Annotated in this window: 3 protein-coding genes; all 3 read right to left on the bottom strand. The window is 62.4% G+C overall.

Annotated features, from left to right (window positions below; translation table 11 throughout):
- Positions 1-370 precede the first annotated feature (370 nt).
- The 3 genes from flgA to EP867_RS19345 are packed head-to-tail and all read right to left on the bottom strand — an operon-like array spanning position 371 to position 2,226.
- On the bottom strand, positions 371-787 hold the full coding sequence (gene flgA / locus EP867_RS19335) for a flagellar basal body P-ring formation chaperone FlgA (protein ID WP_128491059.1): 417 nt from the start codon (positions 785-787) through the stop codon (positions 371-373).
- A gap of 4 nt (positions 788-791) precedes the next feature.
- Positions 792-1,577 (bottom strand): flagellar basal-body rod protein FlgG, encoded by a 786-nt coding sequence (gene flgG, locus EP867_RS19340; RefSeq protein WP_128491057.1) that lies wholly within the window; start codon positions 1,575-1,577, stop codon positions 792-794.
- 10 nt (positions 1,578-1,587) lie between these two features.
- On the bottom strand, positions 1,588-2,226 hold the full coding sequence (locus EP867_RS19345; RefSeq protein ID WP_128491058.1) for a flagellar hook-basal body complex protein: 639 nt from the start codon (positions 2,224-2,226) through the stop codon (positions 1,588-1,590).
- Positions 2,227-2,297 lie beyond the last annotated feature (71 nt).

Raw genomic sequence — 2,297 nt, forward strand, 5'->3', positions numbered from 1 at the left:
CATCAGAAGACTCGCTTTCGCCGATCACCGCCACCCCAAAAACCTCCGTGTCGTGTAGTGTGGCGCTTTGCCCGCTGCGCGAGCGATCCGTGGCATTCGAAATTTCAGCACTGTCATCAATCTCAATGACAACCGTAAGAATATCGCCGCGCGGCACGGCGATCCCCAAGCAGCGAGCCGCGGCTTGCCCGCCAAAGCGAGGCGTCCCGCGTCGGGCCGCTGACCTCGGCGCTGACGGGAAAGGGGGGCGCATACATCGCGCCGAACTGCTCTCCATTCTGAAGGCCACTGAAACGCGGCTCACGCCCGATCGTGCTGAGATCGGTACAGCCCGAAAGCGCGATCAGGGCGCAAAAGAACCGATACCGCATCAGCGTCCCCCGGCAAAAACGGTGCCATCGGGCAGAACCGTGCCAAAAACCGTTACTCTGGACTGCAGGTTCATAACCCGTATCCGCTCCCCCTCGCCCCCCCTGGAGAGGGCGCGCCCCTCTGCCTGCAGGGACAGGCCACCGGATTTAAAAACCAGCGTGACCAATTGGTTACGATCAACCAGTGCCGGCGGACGCAGATCTTCCGCTCGCAAAGGCCGCCCAGCATAAAGCGTCACCCGGGCCTCACGGCCGATGACCTCACTCGGGTCAGAAAGTCCGCCTGGCACTGCGCGAACAAAAATAACATCGGAGGCCCCGAGAACCGTACCCGCCCGGATCACACGACCTGCCGCCAGGCCCTCAGCCCCGACCGGGCCGGAAAACAGCAACAGCGCGAAGGCGACCCGCTTCATCATGTCAGCGCAGCTGCGTTGTTGCCGCCAGCATCGCATCAGCGGCCGTGATGACTTTCGCATTCAGCTCATATCCCCTTTGGGCACGGATCAGATCGGTGATTTCACGCACGGCATCGACAGAGCTTTCTTCAAGGTAATGCTGTCGCAGGGTTCCCAACCCCTCCTGCCCCGGCGCACCGCTGACGGGCGGGCCTGAGGCTTCGGTTTCGAGGTAGAGATTCGAGCCGATCGCCTCGAGCCCACGATCATTGATGAAGGAGGAAAGCGTCAGCTGCCCGATCTGCTGCGGTGCTACCCGATCGGTAAAATTGGCCCAGACTTCACCTGCGGGGCTGATGGTGATGCTGCGTGTCTCAGGGGGAATGGTGATCCCATCTCCCACAGTATGGCCGTCCGAGGTGACGATCACCCCCTCGCCCGTGCGCTTCAGCCCGCCATCACGGGTGTATGCGGTAACGCCGGAAGGCAAAGTGACCTCCAGCCAGCCACGCCCCTCAATGGCGACATCCAGATCACCGCCGGTTGCAAGCACCGGGCCCTGTTCAATAATCGGCGAAACGGCGGTCGGGCGGACCCCCATACCGATCTGAATACCTGTCGGCAGCATGGTGCCATTCTCCGCCGAGATCGTCCCCGGCTTTGCCACCTGTCGGTAATGAAGATCCGCAAATTCGGCGCGCCTGGCGTTATAACCCGTCGTCGACATGTTGGAGAGGTTGTGTGAGACCACATCCACCCGCATCTGTTGCGCAGCCATGCCGCTGGCGGCAATATGTAGTGCTTTCATCTCTCAGCTCCTATCGGCCAAGTGTCTGTATGACGCCGCGAATGCGCTGATCTTCGCGGTCCAGCAGCCCCTGCCCCAGTTCATAGGCGCGCTGCACGTCGATCATCCGGGCGATCTCGGAGACCGGGTTTACATTGGAGTTTTCCAGCCAGCCCTGAAGCAGCGCAGAGCCCGCTTCGGGATCGATCGGCTCGGTCGCATCGGCGCTGAAATAGGTGCCCTGCTGATGGCGAAGGCTCAGCGGGTCAACAGGTTGCCACAAGCCGATCATCGCCAGCGGGCCATCGGCGGCCGAGAGCGTGCCATCGCGCGCCAGCGAAAGCCCGGTCGCGTCTGGCGGAATGGCGACCGGCGTGCCGCCCGCGTCCAGAAGCGCATAGCCGTCCGGGTTCACGAGGATGCCGTCAGGGCCCGGGGTGAAATGCCCCGCCCGGGTCAGGCGCTCGCCCTCCGGGGTGTCGATCAGAAGAAAACCCTCCCCCTCAATCGCCATGTCAAAGGTGCCGCCGGTCTGAACCATATCTCCGGGTTGCAGATCGACCACCCGGGGAGAGGCCCGCGCCATGGAGAGCGAAGGAACATCCGGGATTGCACGCACAAACTCAGAGAAAACAACACCTTCGCGCCGAAATCCGGTCGTCGAGCACACTACACGATACGGAGGTTTTCGGGGTGGCGGTGATCGGCGAAAGCGAGTCTTCTGATGGACTCGACCTCGCC

Origin of the sequence: Falsigemmobacter intermedius (assembly GCF_004054105.1) — a bacterium.
GTDB classification, from domain to species: domain Bacteria; phylum Pseudomonadota; class Alphaproteobacteria; order Rhodobacterales; family Rhodobacteraceae; genus Wagnerdoeblera; species Wagnerdoeblera intermedia.

Excerpts from the sequence above, each read along its gene's own strand:
- flgA (WP_128491059.1), bottom strand. The coding sequence starts at position 787 with ATGAAGCGGGTCGCCTTCGCGCTGTTGCTGTTTTCCGGCCCGGTCGGG.
- flgG (WP_128491057.1), bottom strand. The coding sequence starts at position 1,577 with ATGAAAGCACTACATATTGCCGCCAGCGGCATGGCTGCGCAACAGATG.